Source organism: Burkholderia sp. PvR073 (assembly GCF_054055695.1).
Map to the genome: position 1 here is coordinate 159404 of NZ_JBSRXO010000012.1, position 17048 is coordinate 176451.

General features: G+C 61.3%; 29 protein-coding genes. 2 read left to right on the top strand and 27 right to left on the bottom strand.

From position 1 onward, the window contains the following. Positions 1–65: 65 nt before the first annotated feature. On the bottom strand, positions 66–719 hold the full coding sequence (locus tag ACVK00_RS28730; RefSeq protein WP_006758792.1) for a c-type cytochrome: 654 nt from the start codon (positions 717–719) through the stop codon (positions 66–68). A gap of 217 nt (positions 720–936) precedes the next feature. Here ACVK00_RS28730 and yihA point away from each other — a divergent pair, with 217 nt between their 5' ends. After that, the gene (gene yihA / locus ACVK00_RS28735) at positions 937–1596 is read left to right on the top strand and encodes a ribosome biogenesis GTP-binding protein YihA/YsxC (RefSeq protein ID WP_006752938.1); all 660 of its coding nucleotides are present in this window, start codon (positions 937–939) and stop codon (positions 1594–1596) included. Between the two features lie 253 nt (positions 1597–1849). After that, positions 1850–2848 (top strand): porphobilinogen synthase, encoded by a 999-nt coding sequence (gene hemB, locus ACVK00_RS28740; RefSeq protein WP_284888468.1) that lies wholly within the window; start codon positions 1850–1852, stop codon positions 2846–2848. A 112-nt stretch (positions 2849–2960) separates the two neighbouring features. Here the strand turns inward: hemB and dsbD are convergent, their stop codons facing one another. The 26 genes from dsbD to rpsS form a co-directional block, all read right to left on the bottom strand. After that, positions 2961–4796: a protein-disulfide reductase DsbD gene (gene dsbD, locus ACVK00_RS28745; RefSeq protein ID WP_284888467.1), complete on the bottom strand. Its 1836-nt coding sequence runs from the start codon at positions 4794–4796 to the stop codon at positions 2961–2963. Next, positions 4789–5115, bottom strand: coding sequence for a divalent-cation tolerance protein CutA (cutA, locus tag ACVK00_RS28750; protein ID WP_354122897.1), 327 nt, complete (start codon positions 5113–5115; stop codon positions 4789–4791). Before cutA ends, dsbD begins: the two co-directional genes overlap by 8 nt. Before the next feature lie 201 nt (positions 5116–5316). After that, positions 5317–5712, bottom strand: coding sequence for a 50S ribosomal protein L17 (gene rplQ, locus ACVK00_RS28755; RefSeq protein WP_166722470.1), 396 nt, complete (start codon positions 5710–5712; stop codon positions 5317–5319). A 136-nt stretch (positions 5713–5848) separates the two neighbouring features. Further along, positions 5849–6826 (bottom strand): DNA-directed RNA polymerase subunit alpha, encoded by a 978-nt coding sequence (locus ACVK00_RS28760; RefSeq protein ID WP_006477176.1) that lies wholly within the window; start codon positions 6824–6826, stop codon positions 5849–5851. 124 nt (positions 6827–6950) lie between these two features. Continuing rightward, a complete protein-coding gene (rpsD, locus tag ACVK00_RS28765) occupies positions 6951–7574 on the bottom strand; it encodes a 30S ribosomal protein S4 (RefSeq protein WP_006752934.1) in 624 nt (207 codons plus the stop codon). Between the two features lie 156 nt (positions 7575–7730). Then, on the bottom strand, positions 7731–8132 hold the full coding sequence (gene rpsK, locus ACVK00_RS28770) for a 30S ribosomal protein S11 (RefSeq protein ID WP_004197937.1): 402 nt from the start codon (positions 8130–8132) through the stop codon (positions 7731–7733). Positions 8133–8160: 28 nt separating this feature from the next. Further along, on the bottom strand, positions 8161–8526 hold the full coding sequence (gene rpsM / locus ACVK00_RS28775) for a 30S ribosomal protein S13 (protein WP_006752933.1): 366 nt from the start codon (positions 8524–8526) through the stop codon (positions 8161–8163). 38 nt (positions 8527–8564) lie between these two features. After that, complete coding sequence (rpmJ, locus tag ACVK00_RS28780; RefSeq protein WP_004199844.1) at positions 8565–8681, bottom strand: 50S ribosomal protein L36; 117 nt, start codon at positions 8679–8681, stop codon at positions 8565–8567. A 20-nt stretch (positions 8682–8701) separates the two neighbouring features. Continuing rightward, on the bottom strand, positions 8702–8920 hold the full coding sequence (gene infA, locus ACVK00_RS28785) for a translation initiation factor IF-1 (protein WP_004521905.1): 219 nt from the start codon (positions 8918–8920) through the stop codon (positions 8702–8704). Between the two features lie 9 nt (positions 8921–8929). After that, complete coding sequence (secY, locus tag ACVK00_RS28790; protein ID WP_011655761.1) at positions 8930–10279, bottom strand: preprotein translocase subunit SecY; 1350 nt, start codon at positions 10277–10279, stop codon at positions 8930–8932. A gap of 42 nt (positions 10280–10321) precedes the next feature. Beyond that, positions 10322–10756, bottom strand: coding sequence for a 50S ribosomal protein L15 (gene rplO, locus ACVK00_RS28795; RefSeq protein WP_006482880.1), 435 nt, complete (start codon positions 10754–10756; stop codon positions 10322–10324). Positions 10757–10782: 26 nt separating this feature from the next. Then, positions 10783–10965: a 50S ribosomal protein L30 gene (gene rpmD / locus ACVK00_RS28800; protein WP_006400644.1), complete on the bottom strand. Its 183-nt coding sequence runs from the start codon at positions 10963–10965 to the stop codon at positions 10783–10785. 15 nt (positions 10966–10980) lie between these two features. After that, positions 10981–11499 (bottom strand): 30S ribosomal protein S5, encoded by a 519-nt coding sequence (gene rpsE / locus ACVK00_RS28805; RefSeq protein ID WP_006752931.1) that lies wholly within the window; start codon positions 11497–11499, stop codon positions 10981–10983. Between the two features lie 14 nt (positions 11500–11513). After that, the gene (rplR, locus tag ACVK00_RS28810) at positions 11514–11879 is read right to left on the bottom strand and encodes a 50S ribosomal protein L18 (RefSeq protein ID WP_006477183.1); all 366 of its coding nucleotides are present in this window, start codon (positions 11877–11879) and stop codon (positions 11514–11516) included. Between the two features lie 12 nt (positions 11880–11891). Next, positions 11892–12422: a 50S ribosomal protein L6 gene (gene rplF, locus ACVK00_RS28815; RefSeq protein ID WP_006752930.1), complete on the bottom strand. Its 531-nt coding sequence runs from the start codon at positions 12420–12422 to the stop codon at positions 11892–11894. An 18-nt stretch (positions 12423–12440) separates the two neighbouring features. Continuing rightward, positions 12441–12836 carry a 30S ribosomal protein S8 gene (gene rpsH / locus ACVK00_RS28820; protein ID WP_006477185.1) on the bottom strand — a complete coding sequence of 132 codons (396 nt, stop codon included), beginning with the start codon at positions 12834–12836 and terminating at the stop codon, positions 12441–12443. A 14-nt stretch (positions 12837–12850) separates the two neighbouring features. Next, on the bottom strand, positions 12851–13156 hold the full coding sequence (gene rpsN / locus ACVK00_RS28825) for a 30S ribosomal protein S14 (RefSeq protein ID WP_006482884.1): 306 nt from the start codon (positions 13154–13156) through the stop codon (positions 12851–12853). Positions 13157–13163: 7 nt separating this feature from the next. Continuing rightward, positions 13164–13703: a 50S ribosomal protein L5 gene (gene rplE / locus ACVK00_RS28830; protein ID WP_006482882.1), complete on the bottom strand. Its 540-nt coding sequence runs from the start codon at positions 13701–13703 to the stop codon at positions 13164–13166. Between the two features lie 16 nt (positions 13704–13719). Continuing rightward, a complete protein-coding gene (gene rplX / locus ACVK00_RS28835; RefSeq protein WP_006477187.1) occupies positions 13720–14028 on the bottom strand; it encodes a 50S ribosomal protein L24 in 309 nt (102 codons plus the stop codon). A gap of 9 nt (positions 14029–14037) precedes the next feature. Further along, on the bottom strand, positions 14038–14406 hold the full coding sequence (rplN, locus tag ACVK00_RS28840) for a 50S ribosomal protein L14 (protein WP_006752929.1): 369 nt from the start codon (positions 14404–14406) through the stop codon (positions 14038–14040). A 310-nt stretch (positions 14407–14716) separates the two neighbouring features. Further along, positions 14717–14989 carry a 30S ribosomal protein S17 gene (gene rpsQ, locus ACVK00_RS28845; RefSeq protein ID WP_006752928.1) on the bottom strand — a complete coding sequence of 91 codons (273 nt, stop codon included), beginning with the start codon at positions 14987–14989 and terminating at the stop codon, positions 14717–14719. After that, positions 14986–15180 carry a 50S ribosomal protein L29 gene (gene rpmC, locus ACVK00_RS28850; RefSeq protein WP_006400652.1) on the bottom strand — a complete coding sequence of 65 codons (195 nt, stop codon included), beginning with the start codon at positions 15178–15180 and terminating at the stop codon, positions 14986–14988. The genes rpsQ and rpmC overlap by 4 nt, the downstream gene beginning before the upstream one ends. A gap of 9 nt (positions 15181–15189) precedes the next feature. Further along, positions 15190–15606: a 50S ribosomal protein L16 gene (gene rplP, locus ACVK00_RS28855; RefSeq protein ID WP_006752927.1), complete on the bottom strand. Its 417-nt coding sequence runs from the start codon at positions 15604–15606 to the stop codon at positions 15190–15192. 2 nt (positions 15607–15608) lie between these two features. Beyond that, positions 15609–16409, bottom strand: coding sequence for a 30S ribosomal protein S3 (gene rpsC / locus ACVK00_RS28860; RefSeq protein WP_006482899.1), 801 nt, complete (start codon positions 16407–16409; stop codon positions 15609–15611). Between the two features lie 11 nt (positions 16410–16420). Then, a complete protein-coding gene (gene rplV, locus ACVK00_RS28865; protein ID WP_004199272.1) occupies positions 16421–16750 on the bottom strand; it encodes a 50S ribosomal protein L22 in 330 nt (109 codons plus the stop codon). A 12-nt stretch (positions 16751–16762) separates the two neighbouring features. Then, positions 16763–17038 carry a 30S ribosomal protein S19 gene (gene rpsS, locus ACVK00_RS28870; protein WP_004199273.1) on the bottom strand — a complete coding sequence of 92 codons (276 nt, stop codon included), beginning with the start codon at positions 17036–17038 and terminating at the stop codon, positions 16763–16765. Between the last annotated feature and the right edge of the window lie 10 nt (positions 17039–17048).

Here is a 17048-nt window from a genome sequence, read left to right on the forward strand (position 1 = left end):
CCCTTTTCTTGTTCTGACTCCGGCCGCCCTTCGGGCGTCCGGTCATTCCATTCGCGACGGGCCGTTCAACGCAGGCCCGCGATGTAATCCGCGACGGCCTTGATCTCGTTGTCCGACAGACGCGATGCGATCTGATGCATCGCCTCGTTGTTGTTGCGCGCGCCGGCACCCTGCTGGAACGCGGTCAACTGGGCAACCGTGTAATCGGCCCACTGCCCCGACAGACGCGGGTACTGGACCGGCAGCCCCTGCCCCGTCGGCCCGTGACAGCTCGCGCAGGCGGGGACACCCTTTTCCGCAATGCCGCCACGATAGATCTTCTGGCCGATCGGCACGGTCGCCGCATCGCGTGCGGTGCCGAGCTTCGTTGCCTGCGAGCCGTAATACGCGGCGACGTTGCGCATGTCGTCCGCACTCAACGCACTCGCGAACCCGACCATCACCGGATTGGTCCGCGCCGGCCCCTTCGCGCCCGACTGGGTCTTGAAGTCGTTCAACTGCTTGACCAGATATTCGGGATGCTGGCCGGCGAGCTTCGGGAAACTGCCCGACGCGCTGTTGCCGTCGGCGCCGTGACACGACGCACATACCTGCCCGGCAATCGCCTTGCCGCGGTCCAGATCCGGCTTTGCCGCATCCGCCGCGTTTGCCTCCGCTACGAAACCTACGAACCCTGCTGCAACCTGAAGCACCATCAGAGACTTGCACAGTCGATTCATTCGCACACCCTGTTTCGTCTTGTGGGAATTTGAGGTTCTGCAAAAAACGACGTCGACCAGTCTACCGCAGAAGCTGCATAAAAGCGCGAGGCAGGCGCCCGCAACTCTTCGGCAAAACCGGCGTATTGTACAATATCGCGCTGAAAGCTCCCGCGCCTATCGGGGCTACCCCGCCTCCACCCCAGCGGCTCGCGCCGCCCCGTCCCTCCGGTTTCCCATGGCCTTTTTGCTCCATCAAGCCCGCTTCTATACGACCGTCAATCATCTGCGCGACCTGCCGCCGACGGTGCAGCCGGAAATCGCGTTCGCGGGCCGCTCGAATGCCGGCAAATCGACGGCGATCAACGTGCTGTGCAACCAGAAGCGGCTCGCCTTCGCGTCGAAGACGCCCGGCCGCACGCAGCACATCAACTACTTCTCCGTCGGCCCGGCCGCCGAGCCCGTCGCGAACCTCGTCGACCTGCCCGGCTATGGCTACGCGGAAGTGCCGGGGGCCGCGAAGGCCCACTGGGAAATGCTGCTGTCGTCGTACCTCGCGACCCGTTCGCAGTTGTGCGGCCTGATCCTGATGATGGATTCGCGCCGCCCGCTGACCGACCTCGACCGGCGGATGATCGAGTGGTTCGTGCCGACCGGCAAGCCGATCCATACGCTGCTGACGAAGTGCGACAAATTGACGCGCCAGGAAAGCATCAATGCGCTGCGTAACACGCAAAAAGGACTCGACGCGTACCGCGACCAGGGCGTGAAGGGCAAGCTGACCGTCCAGCTGTTCTCGGCGCTGAAGCGCACCGGGCTCGATGAGGCGCACGAACTGATCGAGAGCTGGCTGCGGCCGTCCGTCGCCGACGAAAAAAGCGAGCCTGTAGCACAATGAGCGGGCAACGCGCGGCCAGGATTGGCTGTGCGCACCTGACGGCACCTGCGGATTCGGCCGGCTCATAAAAAAACCCGCCGTCGAACGGCGGGTCAAACAGCCTAATCGAAAAACGACAGGCACCCGCTCAGGGAGGAGAAGCGGGGAGCAGCACGCAACGCGTGCCGCTCGATCGCTATCATATACCAACGATCTCGAAAATGACCTAAGGGTTCCGTAAGGTTCTTCTTGCCCTGATTTCTGCCAAATCGCCATGAGCTTCCATCCGCTTCATCGTCCGCGCCGGATGCGCCGCGACGACTTCTCCCGGCGCCTGATGCGCGAAAACCGCCTGACCACCGACGACCTGATCTATCCGGTGTTCGTCGTCGAAGGCACCAACGAACGCCAGCCCGTACCGTCGATGCCCGGCGTCGAACGCGTGTCGGTCGATCTGCTGATGCAGGTTGCCGAGCAGTGCATCGAACTCGGCGTGCCCGTACTGTCGCTGTTCCCGGCCATCGAGCCGTCGCTGAAAACGCCCGACGGCCGCGAAGCGGCCAATCCGGAAGGTCTGATCCCGCGCGCGGTGCGCGAGCTGAAGAAGCGCTTCCCCGAACTCGGCGTGCTGACCGACGTCGCGCTCGATCCGTACACGAGCCACGGCCAGGACGGCGTGCTCGACGAAAACGGCTACGTGATCAACGACGACACGATCGAGATCCTGGTCGACCAGGCGCGCACGCAGGCGGAAGCCGGGGTCGACATCGTCGCGCCGTCGGACATGATGGACGGCCGCATCGGCGCGGTCCGCGAAATGCTGGAAAGCGACGGCCACGTCCATACGCGCATCATGGCCTACTCGGCCAAGTTCGCGTCGGCGTTCTACGGCCCGTTCCGCGACGCGGTCGGCTCGGCGTCCAACCTGGGCAAGGGCAACAAGATGACCTACCAGATGGATCCTGCGAACAGCGACGAAGCGCTGCGCGAAGTACGCCTCGACATCGACGAAGGCGCCGACATGGTGATGATCAAGCCCGGCATGCCGTATCTCGACATCGTGCGCCGCGTGAAGGACGAGTTCCGCTTCCCGACCTACGTGTACCAGGTGAGCGGTGAATACGCGATGCTGAAGGCCGCCGCGATGAACGGCTGGCTCGACCACGACAAGGTCGTGCTCGAATCGCTGCTCGCGTTCAAGCGCGCGGGCGCCGATGGCGTGCTCACGTACTTCGCGCTCGATGCCGCGCGTCTGCTGAAAGCGCAGCGCTGAGCCGCGCGCCGGCAGGCACAAGGAAAAACGGCGGGACACTTCGGTGTCCCGCCGTTTTTCATTTGCAGTCCGGTCGGCGTAAAGGCCGCGCGTGCCCGCCGACGAGCGCGCGTTACACCGTCGGTACCGCTGCGCGATCGAGGCTGCGCAGGAATGTCTCGGCCGCCTGATAGCCGACCACGCGGCCGATTTCATTGCCGTTGCGATCGAAGAAGATGATGCCCGGCGGCCCGAACAGGTTGAAGCGCTTGAGCAGCGCCTGGTCGTCCGGATTGTTCGCGGTAACGTCCGCACGCACCAGGTGAAGCTGCGCGAGCCGCGCCTGCACACGCGAATCCGTGAACGTCAGATGCTCCATCTCCTTGCAGCTCACGCACCAGTCGGCGTAGAAATCGAGCATCACGGGCCGGCCCGAGGTCTTCAGCAGCGTGTCGAGTTCGCCACTGGAGCGCACCGATGCGAACGCCGGCCCCGGCTGTGCGGCCGCCGGCGCATCGCCCGACGCAACCGTGCGCGCCGCGAGGACGGCCAGCGGCTTCACCGGGTCATTGGAACCAGCCGCGAGACCGACGAGCAGCGTCGCTGCCCAGATCGCAAGCGCCGCACCGAGACCGCGGCCGAGACGGCGCCAGATCGACGCGGCGCCGGCATGCGGCGTGAACAGGCCGAGCGCCGCGGCGGCGACGAGCAGCCACAACGCGGCGAGGACCATCTTCAGACCGCCCGCGAGCACCGGCCACACGATCCACAGCGCGGCGGCGAGCAGCGCGATGCCGAAGAACACCTTGACGCTGTCCATCCATGCGCCCGCGCGCGGCAGCACCGTACCCGCACCGACGCCGACCACGAGCAGCGGCACGCCGAGCCCCAGCCCCATCGCGAACAGCGCGGCGCCGCCGAGCAACGCATTGCCGGTATGCGCGATGAACGCGAGCACCGCGAACAGCGGCGCCGTCATGCATGCGCCGACGACCAGCGCCGACAACGCCCCCATCGCGGCGACCGCGATGAAGTGGCCGCCCTGGCGCGCGCTCGATGCTTCCGCAGCACCGTTCTGCCAGCGCTCGGGCAGCGCGATGTCCTTGCCCGAAATCAGCGATACCGCGAATGCGGTGAGGAGCACGCCGAACGCGCCGAGCACCCAGGGGTTCTGCAGCCACGCACCGAGGCTCTGGCCGACCAGCGCGGCAGCGATGCCGAGCACCGTATAAACGAGCGCCATGCCGACCACGTAGGTGAGCGACAGCGCAAAGCCGCGCGCATGCGTCGCGCGCGTGCCCTGACCGATGATGATCGCGGACACGATCGGAATCATCGGATACGAGCAAGGCAGCAGACTCAGCACGACGCCCGCGACGAAATACAGCGCGACGATCGTGAAGAAGCCGTGCCCCTCGAGCAGCGACTGGGCGAAATCCGCGCTCGTGACCTTGTCGAACCAGCTGCCCGAAGCCGTCGCGCCATCGGCCGGCGCGGTCGCACCCAGCGCCGCGCCGTCGACTTTCACGACATGCTCGGCAGGCGGATAGCAGATCCCTTCGTCGGCACACCCCTGCGACGTCACCGCGAGCTCGAACGGACCCGTCGCCTGCTTGACCGGCACGTGAATCACGACCTCGTCGCGATAGGTCTCGACTTCCTTCTGGAACGTCTGGTCGAACTTCACATGTCCGGGCGGGAATTGCGGGTCGCCGAGCGTCGCCTGCCCGCTCTTCACCGCGAACGCGAACCGCTCGCGGTACAGGTAGTAGCCGTTGGCGACCTTGAAGCGGACGTCCACCTGCCCCGGCGATTCGCTCGCGCTGAACTTGAACGCCACCGACGGATCGAGAAAATCGTCGGCCGCGCGCGCGACCGACAGGCCGCCCAGCGCGAAAATGAACGACAACAGGATCGCGAAGAACCGCGGTGCGCGCATGCGCACGGAGAGCGCCATACCGTTAAACATGAAATAGACGTTGAGTTTCGCTGGTCACCCACTGGCCGTACTCGACCGAGGCCGTCGCCTGCCACGAGACGATTTCCGGCGTCTCGTACCGATGATGCGCGAGAATAAATCGCTCCAGTTCGAGCGAGCGCACGGGGCTCGTCTTGAACAGCAACTGGATCTCGTCGGCCGTTTCGACCTTCCCCTGCCAGTGATAGCGCGACTTGATCGCACCGAGCTCCGACACGCATGCAGCCAGCCGCGCGTCGAGCGCACCGTCGGCGAGCGCCGCGGCCGTTGCCGCATCCGGCACCGTCGTCAGCATCAACACCACCACCATACGCCCTCCCGACTGGTTTACCGGCTTTCGCCGCCACGGATCGCGTCAAGTACCCGCGCCGACAGTCCCGTATCGTAGCGCAGCGCGCGCGAGGCTGCCGGCACCGGCCTGCGACAATCGATCGCAGCCCGTGGGGCGCCAAAAACAAAAAGGGCCAAGCAATTGCTCGGCCCCTTTCAGATACTGCTGCGTACCGGAAGCTTACTCAGCTTCTTGCACGACTTCCGTTTCGTCGACTTCCGGACGATCGAGCAGCTCGACCAGTGCCATCGGTGCGTTGTCGCCGACGCGGAAGCCGAACTTCAGCACGCGCAGGTAGCCGCCCGGACGGTTCGCGAAACGCGGACCGAGCACGTCGAACAGCTTCGCCACCGAGTCACGATCGCGCAGGCGGTTGAACGCCAGGCGACGGTTTGCCAGCGACGGCTTCTTGCCGAGCGTGATCAGCGGCTCGACGACTTTACGGAGTTCCTTCGCCTTCGGCAGCGTCGTCTTGATGACTTCGTGCTCGATCAGCGAGTTGGACATGTTACGGAGCATAGCCAGACGGTGGCTGCTCGTGCGGTTCAGTTTCCGCAGACCATGACGATGGCGCATTTCAGTTTCCTTGATTCAAAGTTTTGATCCAGCTCTTCTATCGCACCGCTGGGGTGCACGGGCCGGTAACGAAAAAAGCAAGATGCGGATTTTAAAGGAAAATCCGCATCTTTGCCAACTACAGCAACAACCGGGCTTACTTGTCGAGACCAGCCGGCGGCCAGTTTTCGAGCTTCATGCCCAGCGTGAGACCGCGCGAAGCGAGCACTTCCTTGATCTCGTTGAGCGACTTGCGACCGAGGTTCGGCGTCTTCAGCAGCTCGTTTTCCGTGCGCTGGATCAGGTCGCCGATGTAGTAGATGTTCTCGGCCTTCAGGCAGTTCGCCGAACGAACCGTCAACTCGAGATCATCCACCGGACGCAGCAGGATCGGATCGATCTGCGGCGCGCGCGACGGTGCTTCGGCAGCCGTTTCCGTGCCTTCCAGTGCCGCGAACACGGACAGCTGGTCGACCAGGATGCGGGCCGATTGACGGATCGCCTCTTCCGGGGTGATCACGCCGCTCGTCTCGATGTTCATCACGAGCTTGTCGAGGTCGGTACGCTGCTCGACACGTGCGCTTTCAACGGCATAGCTCACGCGGCGAACCGGCGAGAACGATGCGTCGAGGACGATGCGGCCGATGATCTTGGCCGTGTCTTCGCCGTAGCGACGGACGTTGCCGGGCACGTAGCCGCGACCCTTTTCGATCTTGATCTGAACGTCGAGCTTGCCGCCCTTCGACAGGTGTGCGATCACGTGATTCGGGTTGATGACTTCGCAATCGTGCGCCAGCTCGATATCGCCGGCCGTGACGACGCCTTCGCCTTCCTTGCGCAGGGTAACCGTCACTTCGTCACGGTTGTGCAGCTTGAACACCACACCCTTCAGGTTCAGCAGCAGGTTGACGACGTCCTCTTGCACGCCATCAAGCGTCGAGTACTCGTGCACCACGCCAGCGATCGTGACTTCGGTCGGCGCGTAGCCAACCATCGACGACAGCAGCACGCGGCGAAGCGCATTGCCCAAGGTGTGGCCGTAACCGCGTTCGAACGGTTCCATGACCACCCTCGCGTGGTTCTCGCCAAGCGATTCCACGGCGATGATCTTGGGTTTCAGCAAACTGGTTTGCATGGGCTTTCCTTTTCAATACCCTCGGCTCGTTACACCGATAAGGCTGACCGGTAACAACCAGAAAATAAACAGCCGAGGCCCCCCCTTGCGAGACGCAATCGGGGTACCTCGGCCGTCAATCGGATTAACGCGAATACAATTCGACGATCAGGCTTTCGTTGATGTCGCCTGCGATGTCAGCGCGTTCCGGCATTTGCTTGAACGTGCCTTCGAACTTCTTCGCATCGACTGCAACCCAGCTCGGCATGCCGCCTTGCTCGGCCAGCGACAGCGCTTCGACGATACGCGCCTGCTTCTTCGCCTTTTCGCGGATCGCGACGATGTCACCAGCCTTCACTTGCTGCGACGGCACGTTCGCGACGACGCCGTTCACGGTGATCGACTTGTGGCTCACCAGCTGACGCGCTTCAGCGCGGGTCGAGCCGAAGCCCATGCGATACACGACGTTGTCGAGACGCGACTCGAGCAGTTGCAGCAGGTTTTCACCCGTGTTGCCCTTGCGGCGGTCGGCTTCAGCGAAGTAGCGGCGGAACTGACGCTCCAGAACGCCGTAAATACGCTTGACCTTCTGCTTTTCGCGCAGCTGCGTACCATAGTCGGACGTACGTGCGCCCGAGGTACGGCCGTGCTGACCCGGCTTGCTGTCGAGCTTGCACTTGTCGGCGAGCGAGCGGCGCGCGCTCTTCAGGAACAGGTCGGTGCCTTCACGGCGGGACAGCTTGGCCTTGGGGCCGATATAACGTGCCACTTTGCATTCCTTTATCAATCAGTCACGCGGATCGAAATCCGCGCTAGTTCGCGCCCTTTGGGGCGAACGGTGGGCTTAGTCAATCAAAAAAGCAACGCCCGTCGACGCTACGCGGCGACAGGCAAATGTGCCAGCACAAACGTGCCAGCAGCATTCTTAGATACGACGGCGCTTCGGCGGACGGCAGCCGTTGTGCGGAATCGGGGTGACGTCCGAAATCGCGGTGATCTTGATGCCGAGGCCATGCAGTGCACGCACTGCCGACTCACGACCCGGGCCAGGGCCCTTGATCCGCACTTCCAGATTCTTCACGCCGTATTCCATCGCCACGCGACCGGCCGACTCAGCAGCAACCTGAGCAGCGAACGGCGTCGACTTCCGCGAGCCCTTGAAGCCCTGGCCGCCCGACGTCGCCCACGCCAGTGCATTGCCCTGGCGATCGGTGATCGTGATGATCGTGTTGTTGAACGACGCGTGAACGTGAACCACGCCTTCAGCGACGTTCTTCTTAACCTTCTTGCGAACGCGTTGCGCCGCGGTATTCGAAGCCTTAGCCATTACGTTTTCCTGTAACTGTCAGTTCCGCTTACTTCTTCAGCGCTTGCGCTGCACGACGCGGGCCCTTACGGGTACGTGCGTTCGTACGCGTACGCTGACCGCGCATCGGCAGGCCCTTGCGATGACGAACACCACGGTAGCAACCGAGGTCCATCAGGCGCTTGATGTTCATCGTCACTTCACGGCGCAGATCGCCTTCGACGATGAACTTGCCTACTTCCTCACGCAGCTTTTCGAGGTCTGCGTCGGTCAGGTCCTTGACCTTCTTCGAGAATTCCACGCCAGCTGCCGAGCAGATGCTGCGCGAGCGCGTGCGGCCGATACCGAAGATTGCCGTCAGGCCGATCTCGGTATGCTGGTGATTCGGGATGTTAACCCCTGCGATACGAGCCATTGTTTTTCCTCAAACAAAAAGCGCAAACAAACGCGCGGTCAGCCTTGGCGCTGCTTGTGGCGCGGATCCGAGCTGCAGATCACGCGAACGACGCCTTTGCGCTTGATGATCTTGCAATTGCGGCAAATGCGCTTAACCGATGCCATCACTTTCATGATAATACCCTTTTTTCAAATCACTTCGCCCGGAACACGATCCGCGCACGAGACAGATCGTAAGGCGTCAATTCAACCGTGACCTTGTCGCCCGGCAGGATGCGGATGTAGTGCATCCGCATCTTCCCGGAGATATGCCCCAACACGACATGGCCGTTTTCCAGCTTCACGCGGAAGGTAGCATTCGGAAGGTTTTCGATCACCTCACCCTGCATCTGGATTACATCGTCTTTGGCCATAGTCCTGAATTAACGCATTGGGATGTTGCCGCCCTTGAAGTTTGCCTTCTTGAGCAGCGACTCATACTGTTGCGACATAACGTACGACTGCACCTGCGCCATGAAGTCCATCGTGACGACGACAATGATCAGCAGCGACGTTCCACCAAAATAAAACGGCACGTTCCAGCGCAGCACCAGGAATTCCGGCAGCAGACACACGAAGACGATGTAGATCGCACCAGCCAGCGTCAGACGCGTGAGGATGCGGTCGATATATCGTGCGGTCTGATCGCCCGGTCGAATACCCGGAACAAACGCGCCGCTCTTCTTCAGGTTGTCCGCGGTTTCCCTGCTGTTGAACACCAGTGCGGTGTAGAAGAAGCAGAAAAACACGATTGCCAGCGTGTACAGCAGCACATAGACCGGCTGACCCGGCTTCAGCGCCTCCGCGACGTTATGCAACGTGTTGGAGATCCAGCTCCCCGTCGGCTGACCCGTGCTGAACCAGCCGAGAATCGTGGCCGGAAACAGGATGATCGACGATGCGAAGATCGGCGGAATCACGCCCGACATGTTCAGCTTCAGCGGCAAGTGCGACGACTGCCCACCGTAGATCTTGTTGCCGACCTGGCGCTTCGCGTAGTTCACGAGGATCTTGCGCTGACCGCGTTCGATGAACACGACCAGGTAAGTCACCGCGGCAATCAGAACGACGATGATGATCGCCGAAATGATGCTCATCGAACCCGTACGCACCAGCTCGAACAGCCCACCGACGGCATTCGGGAACCCTGCTGCGATCCCGCCGAAGATGATGATCGAGATGCCGTTGCCCAGACCACGCTCGGTGATCTGCTCACCCAGCCACATCAGGAACATCGTGCCGGTAACCAACGTCACAACCGTCGTCAGTCGGAACAGCATGCCGGGGTCGATCACGAGGCCGGGCTGGTTTTCCAGCGCAGCCGCGATACCGAACGCCTGGAAGGTCGCGAGCACCACGGTGAAATACCGTGTGTACTGCGTGATCTTCCGTTGCCCTGCCTGCCCTTCCTTCTTCAGCGCCTCGAGTTGCGGCGAGACGATCGCCAGCAACTGCATGATGATCGACGCCGAGATGTACGGCATGATCCCCAGCGCAAAGATCGTGAAGCGGGAAAGCGCACCACCCGAAAACATGTTGAACATGCCCAGGATGCCGCCCGCCTGGCTCTGGAACAGCTTCGCCAGTTGATCCGGATCGATGCCCGGCACGGGGATGTGCGCGCCGATGCGATAGACGATCAGCGCCAGGAGCAGGAACATCGCTCGCCGACGCAGATCGCCGAATTTCGCCGTGCTTCGACCGGGTTTTGCAAGACTCGGGCTGTTAGCCAAGTACCTTCTCCGATGAATGCAAGTAACGACGCGCTACGCGTGTCACTCGGCGAACGAACCGCCAGCCGCTTCGATCGCAGCGCGCGCACCCTTGGTGGCACCGAGACCCTTCACGACGATCTTGCGCTTCAGTTCGCCCGTCGCGATGATCTTTGCGCTCTTCGTCAGCTCGCCGACCAGGCCGGCTTGCTTCAGTGCGAGCAGATCGATTTCATCGACCGGCAGCTTCTCGAGGTCGCCCAGGCGCACTTCACCGACGAATTCCTTCGTCAGCGACGTGAAACCGCGCTTCGGCAGACGACGTTGCAGCGGCATCTGACCGCCTTCGAAACCGACTTTGTGGAAGCCGCCCGAACGCGATTTCTGACCCTTGTGACCACGGCCAGCCGTCTTGCCGAGGCCCGAACCGATGCCTCGACCGACGCGACGCTTGGCGTGCTTGGCGCCAGCGGCCGGCTTCAGGTTATTCAATTCCATATCAACTCCTTGATCCGTAGGGCCGCTTACGCGATGACCTTAACGAGGTACGAGACCTTGTTGATCATGCCGCGGACCGCCGGCGTGTCCTGCAGCTCGCTAACCGAGTTGAGTCGGCGCAGGCCCAGGCCACGCACGGTCGCGCGGTGCGATTCGCGGGTCCCGATCAGGCTCTTAACGAGCTGAACCTTGACAGTTTTTTCAGACATGGTGACCACCCGGGCTTAGCCCAAAATATCTTCGACGGACTTGCCGCGCTTCGCCGCGATGTCTGCCGGGGTCGACTGCTTGCGCAGACCGTCCAGCGTGGCGCGAACGAGGTTGTACGGGTTCGTCGAACCGTGGCTCTTCGCCACGACGTTCTGAACGCCCATCACGTCGAACACTGCGCGCATCGGGCCGCCGGCGATCACACCCGTACCTGCCTTCGCCGGAGCGAGGAGGACAGCGGATGCGCCATGCTTGCCGTGCACTTCGTGCTGCAGCGTGCCGTTCTTGAGCGGCACCTTGAACATGTTGCGGCGAGCTTGTTCCATTGCCTTCTGGACAGCGACCGGCACTTCCTTCGCCTTGCCCTTGCCCATACCGATGCGGCCATCGCCGTCGCCAACCACGGTCAGTGCGGCGAAGCCGAGAATACGGCCACCCTTCACGACCTTGGTCACGCGGTTGACCGAAATCATCTTTTCGCGAAGGCCGTCGTCGCGCTCGTCAGCCTGAACTTTCGCTTGCATCTTTGCCATGACGAATTCCTTCCTTAGAACTTGAGCCCAGCTTCGCGAGCTGCCTCAGCCAGCGCCTTGACGCGGCCATGGTAGCGGAAGCCCGAGCGGTCGAAGGCGACGGATTCGATGCCGGCGGCCTTTGCCTTCTCGGCAATACGCTTGCCGATCAGCGTCGCAGCATTAACGTTGCCACCCTTGCCCGACTTGTCGGCCAGTTCGGCGCGCACTTCTGCCTCGAGCGTCGACGCGCTGGCGAGCACCTTGGTGCCGCACGGCGAGAACACTTGAGCGTAGATGTGCGTGTTCGTGCGATGCACGGCGAGACGCGCGACCTGCAGCTCAGCGATCTTGATACGCGTCTGGCGAGCGCGGCGCAGGCGAGATTGAGTCTTATCCATGATTGCGCACCCTTACTTCTTCTTCGTTTCTTTGAGGATCACAACCTCGTCGGAATAGCGCACGCCCTTGCCCTTGTAGGGCTCCGGCGGACGGTAACCGCGAACTTCCGCAGCTACTTGACCGACTTGTTGCTTGTTGATCCCCTTGATCACGATTTCGGTTTGCGTCGGGGTTTCAGCCTTGACGCCTTCCGGCATCTGGTGCACCACCGGGTGCGAGAAACCCAGCGACAGGTTCAGCTTGTCGCCTTGCGCCTGCGCACGATAACCGACGCCAACCAGCGTCAGCTTGCGCTCGAAACCCTTGGTCACGCCTTGCACGGCATTCGCGATAATCGCGCGCATCGTGCCCGACAGTGCATTTGCTTCGCGGCTTTCGTCGACCGGCGACAGATTCAGCGTGCCGTCGTTGTTCGCCACGTTCACGAGCGGATTGATCGCTTGCGTGATGGTGCCCAGCGGGCCCTTGACGGTGATTGCACCGTCGGCCAGCTTGACTTCCGCGCCTTGCAGCGCGATCGGGCTTTTACCTACTCGAGACATGTTTCTCTCTCCTCGGCTTTAAGCGACGTAGCAGATGACTTCGCCGCCGACGCCGGTAGCGCGCGCCTTGCGATCAGTCATCACGCCCTTCGGCGTCGACACGATTGCCACGCCCAGGCCGTTCATGACCTGGGGAATGTCGTTGCGGCCGCGGTACACGCGCAGACCAGGCTTCGACACGCGCTCGAGGCGTTCGATGACCGGGCGACCTGCGTAGTACTTCAGCGCGATATTCAGTTCGGACTTCGCACCTTCCGCCTTGACGGCGAAATCGTCGATATAACCTTCGTCCTTCAAGACTTGCGCGATTGCAACCTTGACCTTCGACGAGGGCATCGCGACCGATACCTTCTCGACCATCTGCGCGTTGCGGATGCGAGTCAGCATATCGGCGATAGGATCACTCATGCTCATTTACGTTTCTCCTATTACCAGCTCGCCTTGGTCAGGCCAGGAATCTCGCCACGGAATGCGATTTCACGAATCTTGTTACGCGCGAGGCCGAATTTACGGAACGTGCCACGCGGACGGCCCGTGATCGCGCAGCGGTTACGCTGGCGGGTCGGGTTTGCGTTGCGGGGCAGTTGCTGCAGCTCCAGGCGTGCTTCGTAGCGCTCTTCTTCCGACTTGCTTTGGTCTTCGACGATCGCCTTCAGCGCTTCGCGCTTTGCTGCGAACTTCGCGACCAGACGGGCGCGCTTCTTTTCACGTTCGATCAGTGCCAGTTTAGCCACGGTAACCTCAGTTTCTGAACGGGAACTTGAAGCTGGCGAGCAGAGCCTTTGCTTCGTCGTCGGTCTTCGCAGTCGTCGTGATGCTGATGTTCAGCCCACGCAGTGCGTCGATCTTGTCGTAGTCGATTTCGGGGAAAATGATCTGCTCTTTCACACCGATGTTGTAGTTGCCACGGCCGTCGAAAGCACGACCCGACACGCCGCGGAAGTCACGCACGCGGGGCAGGGCGACGGTCACGAAACGGTCGAGGAATTCGTACATCGCACGGCCACGCAGCGTCACCATCGCGCCAATCGGGTAGCCCTGGCGGATCTTGAAGCCTGCGATTGCCTTGCGTGCCTTCGTGACGACCGGCTTCTGACCGGCGATCTTCGTGAGGTCGCCAACGGCGTTCTCGATGATCTTCTTGTCAGCGATCGCTTCGCCAAGACCCATGTTCAACGTGATCTTGGTGATGCGCGGCACTTCCATGACCGACTTGTAACCGAACTTCTCGATCAGGCCGGGCACAACCTTTTCTTTGTAAAACTCTTGAAAACGAGCCATTTTTTACTCCGCTGCGTCAGGCGCTCAGTACGGCACCGGTCGTCTTCAGGAAGCGAACTTTCTTGCCTTCCTCGACCTTGATGCCAACACGCGACGCCTTGCCATTCGCGTCGACCAGTGCGACGTTCGAAATATGCAGGGGCATCGTCTTCGCTTCCACACCGCCCGTCGTACCCTTCATCGGGTTCGGCTTCACATGCTTCTTGACGAGGTTGATACCTTCAACCGTCACATGTTCAGCACCGACAGCCAGCACGACGCCGCGCTTGCCCTTGTCCTTACCAGTGACGACGATAACTTCGTCACCTTTGCGAATCTTGTTCATCGCGACTCCTTACAGCACTTCCGGCGCCAGCGAAACGATCTTCATGAATCGTTCGCTACGCAGCTCACGCGTCACCGGCCCGAAGATGCGGGTGCCGATCGGCTCAAGCTTGTTATTCAAAAGCACAGCGGCGTTGCCGTCGAACTTGATCAGCGAGCCGTCTTGACGGCGAACACCCTTGGCGGTGCGGACCACCACGGCGTTGTAGATTTCGCCTTTCTTCACGCGCCCGCGCGGCGTTGCTTCTTTGACGGTCACCTTGATGATGTCGCCAATGCCGGCATAACGACGCTTCGAGCCGCCGAGCACCTTGATGCACATGACTTCACGCGCACCCGTGTTGTCGGCTACTTCGAGCCGAGATTCGGTCTGGATCATGGTTTGTCTTTCCCAACTTAATCCGGATGCACCACCATGATGCATTCGGTCAGTCTTGGTCCCGTCAGCCAATCGGCTGCTTGGGTTGGAACAGCAGCGACGGCAAACGAAACCCGCCATCGCAATTCGGTGAATCTTTCGGACAGGCTGGCGCCAGTCCGCTTCCCCCACCAACTTCGCCCGCGACGGGGCTCCCATAAAGAGGGAAGACCAGGATTATAACAAATAATCCTGGTCACGCAAGCAAAAACTTTGCGATTTCAAGCACTTCGTTGAGAAGTGCCTGTTACTGCCTACTGCACGGACCCGCTTAGATCACGCGAGCCGCTTCGACGAGGCGCGACACCGTCCAGGCCTTCGTCTTCGAAACAGGACGGGTTTCCTGGATTTCGACGAGATCGCCTTCGTTGCAGGTGTTCGCTTCATCATGCGCGTGGTACTTCTTGGAGCGCACGACATACTTGCCGTAGATCGGGTGCTTGACGCGGTGCTCGATCAGCACGGTGACGGTCTTGTCCATCTTGTTGCTGACGACCCGACCGACCAGCGTCCGCTTCAGCGAGGTTTTCACGCTATCGTTCATTTCTGGTTCGCCTTCTGAGTCATGACGGTCCGCACACGTGCGATGTCGCGACGAACCTTCTTCAGCTGGCTCGTGTTCGTGAGCTGCTGGGTCGCGAGTTGCATGCGCAGGCCGAATTGCGCCTTCAGCAGGTCCGCCAGCTCCTTGTTGAGCGCGGCCTGGTCTTTCTGGAGAAGTTCGGAAGCCTTCATGTTTTCTCCTTAGGCGCCGAGCTGGCGCACGATGAATGCCGTCTTCAGCGGCAGCTTGGCTGCAGCCAGACGGAACGCTTCGCGTGCCAGTTCTTCGGTTACGCCGTCCATTTCATAGAGCATCTTGCCCGGCTGGATCTCTGCGACGTAGTACTCCGGGTTACCCTTACCGTTACCCATACGTACTTCGGCCGGCTTCTGCGAAATCGGCTTGTCCGGGAAGATCCGGATCCAGATACGACCGCCACGCTTGATGTGACGCGTCATTGCACGACGCGCAGCTTCAATTTGACGTGCGGTCAAACGACCGCGACCGATCGCCTTCAGGCCGAAATCACCGAACGACACTGCGTTGCCGCGCGTCGCCTTGCCGGTGTTACGCCCCTTCTGCTCTTTACGATACTTTCTGCGTTTCGGTTGCAGCATCGTTATTCTCCAGTCTTGCCGTCTTCGGGCTTGCCGGCGCCACGGCGCGGTGCGCCACGGCGAGCACCCGGAGCGCCGCCTTCGCCGTCACGGCGCGGACGACGGTCGCCCGGACGCGCATTGCGACGCGGACGCTTGTCTTCGGCTACTTCTTCGACCACCGGCGCATCGTTGCGGCCGAGCGTGTCGCCCTTGTATACCCACACCTTGACACCGATGATGCCGTAGGTCGTCTTCGCTTCCGAAGTCGCGTAGTCGATATCGGCACGCAGCGTGTGAAGGGGCACGCGACCTTCGCGATACCACTCCGTACGAGCGATTTCGATACCGTTCAGACGGCCTGCGCTCATGATCTTGATGCCCTGGGCACCCAGACGCATCGCGTTCTGCATCGCACGCTTCATCGCGCGACGGAACATGATCCGGCGCTCGAGCTGTTGCGTGATCGAGTCAGCGATCAGTTGCGCATCGGTTTCCGGCTTGCGGATCTCTTCGATGTTGACGTGAACCGGAACGCCCATGCGGCGTTGCAGTTCCGTCTTCAGCTGTTCGATATCCTCGCCCTTCTTGCCGATGACGACGCCCGGACGCGAGCTGTAAATCGTGATGCGCGCATTCTTTGCCGGACGCTCGATGACGACCCGACCGACCGAAGCGTTCTTCAGCTTCTTCTTCAGGTACTCACGAACACCGATGTCTTCCTGCAGCATCGCCGCGAAATTGTTGTTGTTCGCGTACCAACGCGAAGCCCAATTGCGGCTGACAGCCAGGCGGAAGCCAGTCGGATGAATTTTCTGTCCCATCGTATGGCTCCTTAATTCCCGACCGTCACAGTGATGTGACAGGATTGCTTCTCGATGCGGTTACCGCGGCCCTTGGCGCGCGCGGTGAAACGCTTGAGCGATGCAGCCTTGTCGACGTAGATGCTCTTGATCTTGAGCTCGTCGATATCAGCGCCTTCGTTGTGCTCCGCATTCGCGATTGCCGACAGCACAACCTTCTTCACGATGCCAGCCGCCTTCTTCGGCGAGAACGTCAGGACGTTCAGCGCCTTGTCGACCGGCAAACCGCGGATCTGGTCAGCCACAAGGCGCGTTTTTTGCGCCGAGATGCGGGCACCGCGATGAATTGCTTTCACTTCCATCTTGATTGCCCCTTATTTCTTGGCCTTCTTGTCGGCCGCGTGACCCTTGAACGTACGGGTCAGTGCGAACTCGCCAAGCTTGTGGCCGACCATGTTTTCCGAGATGTACACCGGAACGTGTTGACGGCCGTTGTGAACAGCGATCGTCAGGCCGATGAAATCCGGCAGAATCGTCGAGCGACGCGACCAGGTCTTGATCGGCTTTTTGTCGCGCGAAGCTGCAGCCGCCTCAACTTTCTTCAGCAAATGGGCGTCGCAGAACGGACCTTTTTTTACAGAACGTGCCATTGCCTACTCC

Coding starts and splice junctions, on each gene's coding strand:
- ACVK00_RS28730 (WP_006758792.1), bottom strand. CDS start 719: ATGAATCGACTGTGCAAGTCTCTGATGGTGCTTCAGGTTGCAGCAGGG.
- yihA (WP_006752938.1), top strand. CDS start 937: ATGGCCTTTTTGCTCCATCAAGCCCGCTTCTATACGACCGTCAATCAT.
- hemB (WP_284888468.1), top strand. CDS start 1,850: ATGAGCTTCCATCCGCTTCATCGTCCGCGCCGGATGCGCCGCGACGAC.
- dsbD (WP_284888467.1), bottom strand. CDS start 4,796: ATGTTTAACGGTATGGCGCTCTCCGTGCGCATGCGCGCACCGCGGTTC.
- cutA (WP_354122897.1), bottom strand. CDS start 5,115: ATGGTGGTGGTGTTGATGCTGACGACGGTGCCGGATGCGGCAACGGCC.
- rplQ (WP_166722470.1), bottom strand. CDS start 5,712: ATGCGCCATCGTCATGGTCTGCGGAAACTGAACCGCACGAGCAGCCAC.
- ACVK00_RS28760 (WP_006477176.1), bottom strand. CDS start 6,826: ATGCAAACCAGTTTGCTGAAACCCAAGATCATCGCCGTGGAATCGCTT.
- rpsK (WP_004197937.1), bottom strand. CDS start 8,132: ATGGCTAAGGCTTCGAATACCGCGGCGCAACGCGTTCGCAAGAAGGTT.
- rpsM (WP_006752933.1), bottom strand. CDS start 8,526: ATGGCTCGTATCGCAGGGGTTAACATCCCGAATCACCAGCATACCGAG.
- rpmJ (WP_004199844.1), bottom strand. CDS start 8,681: ATGAAAGTGATGGCATCGGTTAAGCGCATTTGCCGCAATTGCAAGATC.
- infA (WP_004521905.1), bottom strand. CDS start 8,920: ATGGCCAAAGACGATGTAATCCAGATGCAGGGTGAGGTGATCGAAAAC.
- rplO (WP_006482880.1), bottom strand. CDS start 10,756: ATGGAATTGAATAACCTGAAGCCGGCCGCTGGCGCCAAGCACGCCAAG.
- rpmD (WP_006400644.1), bottom strand. CDS start 10,965: ATGTCTGAAAAAACTGTCAAGGTTCAGCTCGTTAAGAGCCTGATCGGG.
- rpsE (WP_006752931.1), bottom strand. CDS start 11,499: ATGGCAAAGATGCAAGCGAAAGTTCAGGCTGACGAGCGCGACGACGGC.
- rplR (WP_006477183.1), bottom strand. CDS start 11,879: ATGGATAAGACTCAATCTCGCCTGCGCCGCGCTCGCCAGACGCGTATC.
- rplF (WP_006752930.1), bottom strand. CDS start 12,422: ATGTCTCGAGTAGGTAAAAGCCCGATCGCGCTGCAAGGCGCGGAAGTC.
- rpsH (WP_006477185.1), bottom strand. CDS start 12,836: ATGAGCATGAGTGATCCTATCGCCGATATGCTGACTCGCATCCGCAAC.
- rplE (WP_006482882.1), bottom strand. CDS start 13,703: ATGGCTCGTTTTCAAGAGTTTTACAAAGAAAAGGTTGTGCCCGGCCTG.
- rplX (WP_006477187.1), bottom strand. CDS start 14,028: ATGAACAAGATTCGCAAAGGTGACGAAGTTATCGTCGTCACTGGTAAG.
- rplN (WP_006752929.1), bottom strand. CDS start 14,406: ATGATCCAGACCGAATCTCGGCTCGAAGTAGCCGACAACACGGGTGCG.
- rpsQ (WP_006752928.1), bottom strand. CDS start 14,989: ATGAACGATAGCGTGAAAACCTCGCTGAAGCGGACGCTGGTCGGTCGG.
- rpmC (WP_006400652.1), bottom strand. CDS start 15,180: ATGAAGGCTTCCGAACTTCTCCAGAAAGACCAGGCCGCGCTCAACAAG.
- rplP (WP_006752927.1), bottom strand. CDS start 15,606: ATGCTGCAACCGAAACGCAGAAAGTATCGTAAAGAGCAGAAGGGGCGT.
- rpsC (WP_006482899.1), bottom strand. CDS start 16,409: ATGGGACAGAAAATTCATCCGACTGGCTTCCGCCTGGCTGTCAGCCGC.
- rplV (WP_004199272.1), bottom strand. CDS start 16,750: ATGGAAGTGAAAGCAATTCATCGCGGTGCCCGCATCTCGGCGCAAAAA.
- rpsS (WP_004199273.1), bottom strand. CDS start 17,038: ATGGCACGTTCTGTAAAAAAAGGTCCGTTCTGCGACGCCCATTTGCTG.